This is a genomic window from Exiguobacterium sp. B2(2022) (genome assembly GCF_028823655.1).
GTDB classification, from domain to species: Bacteria; Bacillota; Bacilli; order Exiguobacteriales; family Exiguobacteriaceae; genus Exiguobacterium; species Exiguobacterium aestuarii_A.
In genome coordinates this window covers 1-6,668 of record NZ_JAPEHX010000089.1, presented here as the reverse complement: position 1 = coordinate 6,668, position 6,668 = coordinate 1, and the positions used below count along the sequence as shown (strand labels likewise).

8 protein-coding genes are annotated in these 6,668 nt (G+C 48.5%); 1 reads left to right on the top strand and 7 read right to left on the bottom strand.

What is annotated here, in order from left to right; translation table 11 throughout:
* From ON063_RS13930 to ON063_RS13910, 5 genes are all read right to left on the bottom strand, one after another.
* Window positions 1–889: glycosyltransferase (locus ON063_RS13930; RefSeq protein WP_274665527.1), on the bottom strand; the 889-nt coding region annotated here is incomplete at its 3' end.
* A 13-nt stretch (window positions 890–902) separates the two neighbouring features.
* A complete protein-coding gene (locus ON063_RS13925; protein WP_274665526.1) occupies window positions 903–1,955 on the bottom strand; it encodes a glycosyltransferase family 2 protein in 1,053 nt (350 codons plus the stop codon).
* Between the two features lie 189 nt (window positions 1,956–2,144).
* On the bottom strand, window positions 2,145–3,056 hold the full coding sequence (locus tag ON063_RS13920) for an NAD(P)-dependent oxidoreductase (RefSeq protein ID WP_274665525.1): 912 nt from the start codon (window positions 3,054–3,056) through the stop codon (window positions 2,145–2,147).
* Window positions 3,053–3,388, bottom strand: coding sequence for a hypothetical protein (locus tag ON063_RS13915; RefSeq protein ID WP_274665524.1), 336 nt, complete (start codon window positions 3,386–3,388; stop codon window positions 3,053–3,055). The genes ON063_RS13920 and ON063_RS13915 overlap by 4 nt, the downstream gene beginning before the upstream one ends.
* Complete coding sequence (locus ON063_RS13910) at window positions 3,375–3,956, bottom strand: aldolase/citrate lyase family protein (RefSeq protein WP_274665523.1); 582 nt, start codon at window positions 3,954–3,956, stop codon at window positions 3,375–3,377. Before ON063_RS13910 ends, ON063_RS13915 begins: the two co-directional genes overlap by 14 nt.
* A 230-nt stretch (window positions 3,957–4,186) precedes the next feature.
* Between ON063_RS13910 and ON063_RS13905 the strand changes: the two genes are divergently transcribed.
* Window positions 4,187–4,834, top strand: a complete 648-nt coding sequence (locus ON063_RS13905) for an acetyltransferase (RefSeq protein WP_274665522.1) — start codon at window positions 4,187–4,189, stop codon at window positions 4,832–4,834.
* Window positions 4,835–4,874: 40 nt separating this feature from the next.
* On the opposite strand, the gene ON063_RS13900 is transcribed toward ON063_RS13905, so the two are convergent.
* Complete coding sequence (locus ON063_RS13900) at window positions 4,875–6,053, bottom strand: transglutaminase domain-containing protein (RefSeq protein ID WP_274665521.1); 1,179 nt, start codon at window positions 6,051–6,053, stop codon at window positions 4,875–4,877.
* A gap of 122 nt (window positions 6,054–6,175) precedes the next feature.
* Window positions 6,176–6,668, bottom strand: a 493-nt coding sequence (locus ON063_RS13895; RefSeq protein ID WP_274665520.1) for a prealbumin-like fold domain-containing protein, incomplete at its 5' end; no start/stop codon positions are given.

The window sequence follows — 6,668 nt, the reverse complement described above, 5'->3', positions numbered from 1 at the left end:
GCGCCGCCATCCCGAGCCCTTCTCGTTTAGACGGGAAGACGAAACAGTCTGCCGCTTTCATCACTTCAAACACATCATCCCGGAAACCGAGGAGCTGCACTTGATTCGTGAGGTTCGTCTCTCGAATGACTCGTTCTAATTGAGGTCTCGCGTCCCCCGTCCCAGCAATCCAGTAACGGATGCTCGGATCACCGAGTTCGGCAATTGCTCGAATGATGGTCTCGTGATTTTTGTTCTCGTTCAATTCTCCGACGGACAGTAAGACGAAATCGGTATCGGTGTCCACCCCGAGCGACTGACGCTTCAACGGACGATTGATGCGAACCTGTTCGATTCGTTTCGTGTCGACCCCGATCCCTGGAATGCGGAACGTGTGCGTCGTTTTAAATGTCTGCGCTCTCGAAAAGTCTTCCTGATTGATTGTCACGATAGTATCGGTCAATCGGGCAAGTGTCCGTTCGACCGGATAATAGAGCATCCAGTTGAGAGAAGGACTGCCTTTGAAGAAGTGGAACCCGTGAGCCGTATACATGCAGGGCGTGTCTGTCTGTCTTGCGACGAGGCGACCGATCACGCCGCCAATCGGAGAGTGACAATGAATGAACGCGTACGAATATGTCGTCATGACGCGTTTCAATTGTTGGAATGCCCGGACATGCCCGTTCATCTTTTTGATATCTCGCTCGAAGTCGATTTGAAAGAGGGTGACCCCTTCCTCTCGTAAACTTTGTTTGACGCGTTCGATCTTTTCTTCGCTATACATACTGCCCCATTCAAAATTCGTGGCGACATGCACCTCATATCCCATGTTTTGAAGGGTACGGATGTTATCACGGTTGAAACTTTCAATCATCGATACGACCGATGCGACCATGAGGACTCGTTTCATAGTGAATGCCCCCTCACACGCGTTTCCGCAAGTAGTTCACGCTGCGGAGCATCAGGACGAGTGGCACGGTTCGTTCGTGCTTACATAATTGGAAGAACGTCCGCCACTTCAAATCGAAGTAACGCATATCCATCTGGGAGTACGCCTCTTTGTATTCTTGTTGTTGGAGCACTTGTCGCAATACCTCTGCTTGTGCGAACAGCGGTTTGTTGGAACTCAATTCGTTTAACCCGATGCCAATCATGCTGAGTGCAATTCGGTTATATAGCGCTCGCATGTAATCTTCTCCAAGATCATGTTCTTTAATGTAGCTCATAAGCATGTGAAAAAATTCGAGTCGTGAGTTCACGAGATTACGTTGATACATGCTCGTTTCAGACTGCTCGTTCGTCTTGCGGTAGTGATAAATCGGATAGTCGATGTAAATAAAGCGTTGGCAATGTTCGAGTGCTTGGATTTGAAAGTAAAGGTCATCGAAGGAACCATATGGGCTTTCAAATGATAAATGACGAATTAAATCACGATGGTATAAGGTGATACAATTCGAATTGAGCGCGTCGACGTTCTCTGGATGCGCGAGCTCTTCCCCGACAAGTCCGAACAGACGACGATAGACGAAATGTCTCGTCTCTTCCGCGTTGTAGGATAAAAAATCCGCTTCAAAGATGCGCTTCGGCAAGGACCGCCCTTCATACTCACGGACGTATGTGCCCATGACGGCATCGGCGCGTTCCGCTTCGGCATGTTTGACGAGAAGTCTGATTGCATCAAGATCTAGCCAATCATCACTATCGATGAACATCAAATATTCACCGGTCGCCATCTGGAGACCTCGATCGCGGGAGAATGAACAACCACGATTCGTTTGATCGACCAGAGTGACACGCGGGTCATCATCAAATTCCAGCATGATGTCGAGACTTTGATCCGTACTGCCATCATTGATACAGATGATTTCAAGGCGGGGATACGTCTGATTGACAAGACTGCTTAAGCATTGACGTAAATAAGCGCTCGTGTTGTAAACAGGCACGATGATACTGACGAGCGTGTCAGGACGTTGCATGTGCGTTCACTCCTTATTCTGTGTAGAGTCATGATGTAGGTGAGTTGCTATAACTCGTTGTTCCCATTCGATTTTTTGGATAAATACGAATTGAAATGAGTAGCGAATAATTTTTTAGTGAATTATCATAAGGGCTCCTTTTGAAGCGGCACAACAAAAAACAGACCGAAAGTTTCGGTCTGTCCGTCGTCACATGGTAGATGGTTGTTCATTCTGTAGATTCGCGAGCACGTTCTGGAAGAGTCGGTTGTTCACCTGATCCGATACGTAGGAGTTGTGTGGCGTGAGACTCACCCACGCGAACTCATACAACTGATGACTCGGTTGAATCGGCTCCGTTTCGAACACGTCGAGCGCGACGCCGAAGAATTTTCCTTCTTGAAGCGTCTCGACGAGTGCATCCTCGTCGATGATCGCCCCGCGTGCCACATTGATGAGGATTGCATCTTCTTTCATCGCCGCAAGCGCATCCCGATCAATCAGGTGATACGTCTCGTCCTTGAGCGGTAACGCCAAAATGACGACATCACTCTCTTTCAACACGTCATGGAGTTCGTCCAACAACACGTAGCGATCGACAAACGGTACGTCTTTTTCACGGTGCCCGACACCAATCAGGTGCATATCAAATGCACGCAGTCGTTTGGCGATTGCCTCACTGACGTTGCCGACACCGAGTAGCGTGACCGTCTTGCCCGTCAGTTCAAGTAGTCGTCGTTCTTTTTCCCATTGTCGGTTTTGTTGCTTCTCCCGAAACGCGGCCCCATGTTTCATAAAGTCGAGCAATTGCCAGACGACCCATTCCGCCATCGGCACGGCATATGTATCGCCGGCGTTATAGACGCGAATTCCTTTTTCTTTCAAGGCTTGAACGGGTAAACGGTCAAGGCCGGCACTCACTGCTTGAACGACCTTCAATTGTGGAAAATCTTCAAGCGCCCGATATGCAAACACGTTGTGGCAGACGAGCACCTCCACTTCAGATACATCTCGTTCTTGAATGTCTGACTCTTTTTCAAGAACGGTGACATTGTGTCCTAACTGTTCAAGTCGTGCTTGTTGGTCGAGGGATAGACGCATCCCTGTCACCCATACGTTCATGACAACATTCCTTTCTGTTGTTGTATTTCTGATGTGATGGCTTGAACCTCGTCGACGAGCCGTAGACGATTTTGTTCAAACCACTCCACAGGCATCGTTTCGAGTTGTTGCTCATATGCCCTAATTCTCCATACCCCTTCTTGGAACGATTGAGCCTGCTGTGACGACACTTTTGTCACATTTCCGATATGACAGAAACTCCGAGACAAAATGACGCACGACGAACCGAGGCGGACATGCTCTGGAATGATTCGCTCGGCAGGCACCCGCCCCTCCCCGATTCGGGCGATCCCACCGAAGCCATACGGAATACCAGCATCACGGATTTGCATGACAATCGCTTCGAATCCCACCGAAGCCATACGGAATACCAGCATCACGGATTTGCATGACAATCGCTTCGACGATTCCATTCGTGAGCGGTTCAAATAGAAACGCCTGACCGTAACTCAAATGAAGATCGTTCAGTCCGATATGAATCGAATCGATTCCTTGTAGACGTAACACGTCCGGCATGCATGCGACCGCTTCTTTCGTCTCACAAAGAAGACAAACCTTGACGCGACCCTCGACTATTTCGATAAATGTCGCCACTTCAGCTACCGTCTTATAGTACGGCAACATCAACATGTCCGCACCACGAAAAATCGCTTCGTTTATTTCGAAACGTGACCCTGCATGAATGGGATTGATGCGGACGAGCAGCGCGGCATGTTTCAAGACCGAACGGATGCGACTGACATCGTGCATCGAGTGTCTTGAAATGACTGTGTCGAGATGTCCCTGTCGTTCCTCTTTCCCATTCAATTCTAAATCCACAAAGATGAGATCGACTCCGTTTTGTTCAGCTAATTGTGCAACTTCTGGTTGATTCGTAATGTACATGAACGCCAAAGACATCGTCCTAACCCCCTTCAACAAAATCACTACGATTTGAAATTAGCCATTGCCAAAAACAATGAAACAGAAAAAAATAGCATCTTTTTGCAATGTATTACGATTTTTTAATGGTACAGAAAATATACTCACGATTTCTTTTTTAGTGTTGTTTGAAATCAAGAGAATCGGCAATATTATTTTTACCGATTTAATCATTTCAATAGAGTTTCGAAAAAGGAGGTGACTTCCAAATGGAATGGATTGTAATTTTTGGTGCAGGTGGCCACGCTCAGGTATTGATTGATATTTTAGAATTGATGGGAATTTATCGAATAGCTGGAATATATGATGATCATCCTGAATTAGTTGGGAAGTTTATTTACGGCTATCCTGTACTCGGTATAATCGGCCCGACTACAGTCATTCGGAAAGGCATCATTGGAATAGGGGATAATGATTACCGGAGCGCTGTAGCACATTGTGTGCTCAAACGAATGCCAGACTTTGAATTCATCTCTGCCGTTCATCCGAGCGCCATCATCGGCAAAAACGTAACCATTGGTCCAGGTGTCGCTGTGATGGCGGGAAGTGTCGTCAATCCGAACACGCGACTCGAGGCACACAGCGTCGTCAACACGATGTCTTCTGTTGACCATGATTGTCACCTTGCACCGTTCTCTTCTGTTGCGCCAGGTGCTCACCTTGGTGGCAATGTTCGTCTCGGCGAACGCTCTTTCATCGGAATGGGCGCAACAGTCATCCACAACATCCACATCGGGTCCGATACAGTCGTCGGCGCCGGCGCTACCGTCGTTTCGAATCTACCGAGCCAAGTCATCGCGTTCGGTACGCCAGCCAAAGTGACACGGCGACGAGAAGTTCAAGAAAAATATTTATAAATAGAGGGAGGATGCCCATGAAGGCGTCCTCCCTGCTTACTTAAAGATCATGGACTGCCGTCACCGGATAACGACCGAATGCCCATGTATGGTCCGCGCGAAGCGTCGCATCCGAGACGAGGAAATAGTCCGTTCGCCCGTTCCCAGGCTGGTTCGGGACCGGGTCGTTCCACGTCGTATCGAGATGGTACCATTCGTTGTTCACACGGACGAGGTTCCACGCATGAAGACCGCTTGCGACTTCCCCGGAAATATAACGTGCTTCGATGCCTGCCGCCTCCAACAATAAGAGCGTCGTCAGCGCATAGCCTTCACACACCCCTTCCCCGTTGAACAAGATCGAATATGGCGTATATGGACTGGCCAGACTATCTAGATTATAGGCAGTGTGCGAGACGACATAGTCGTTCACGTATTTGACCTTGCCGACTTCGTCCAAATCACGCGGCATGCCACGAATCACTTCGTTGACGCGTTCTTGTACTTGTGCGGCCTCGGAAGCCGTCATGTCATAGTTCAATTTCATCTGTAAGTTGAAGACGCCATTCTGCTCAATCCATTTTGTTTCCCCTCCACGCGAGAGGCGATACACGTAAATGTGATGTCGCTCAATCCATTCCCACGCCGCGTCCATCGTCTGTTGCATGTCTCCCGTATCCCCGGTATAAGGAATTGAGAACGTCTCATCGAAGCGGGTCATATGATAGGCGATAGCTGTCCCGAGCGTTTCGGCTGAATCAATCTCGTATGGGAGTTTGAACGTCTTCCCGAGCACGGTCGTCTCACTTTCGACGTGTTGTGGATCAAACCAGTTCGCCACGTCAAACGACTTCGTTTCTTGCGCGACGATATTCCCACTCACACCGGCAATCCCGAAAAAGATCATCGCAAGAACCCCTCTTCCGACAAGAGACAAGGAAGACAACCATCCGTACTTCAACACACGATTTAGCTCATCGTTGACGGCTTGTTCGAGTTGATGACGCTTCATCAAATTCTTTCCGGTGAGCTGAAAGACGACACCCCGGTAAATGGGGTCGAGTATGTCAAACTGACGCCCGGGATGATGTTTCGCAGCACGTAACGCATGACGGACTGAGAATAAGCCGGCACGTAAGCGCGTGTGAATCCGAAACATCTGAAAGGCACGCATGCCTAACAGACAACCCAAAGGTAAACAAATCAACAATAAAGCCGTTCCAATCATCACAAGACTCATACATTCACCCTCACAACAGTAGTCTCTTCAATTGTCATTATAACCCATAATAGTATCAAAAATTTACATCAACTAGACAAAAACAGGCTCTGCGCATTCATCATCGCGCAAAGCCTGTTGCATCATACAGTTTTTCGTTTTCTCGTCGACCAGATGAATCCAGCTCCAACTAATAGTAAGAGCAATCCAATCCAAAGGCCGTTTGAAGCATCTGTTCCGAGGAACGGAAGTCGGTCTGTGATAGACGGCTTTCCAGCTCCTGTCGGTACATCGTCCTCTTCAAATGTGACGTCCGGATCTGTACCAGGATCCTTTGTACCTGAATTGCCGGTACCAGATCCACCTGGAATCTCTGGGTTTTCAAACTCAAAGTCAGGATCAATCGTGTTTTCGACAATCAACGTGATGTTGTCATCTTGACCCGCCTCAAAACGCACGGATTGTGGCGTGTCATCGAGAAGGTATCCGGTCGGTGCTTTCGTTTCAACAACGGTATACGCACCGAGCGCAAGGTTTGTGACGCTCGCTTCACCCGATGCATTCGTTGTGACCGTGGCTACAACCTGACCGCTTTCGTCAAGCACGTCGAATGTCGCATCTTTCAACGGTTTCTTC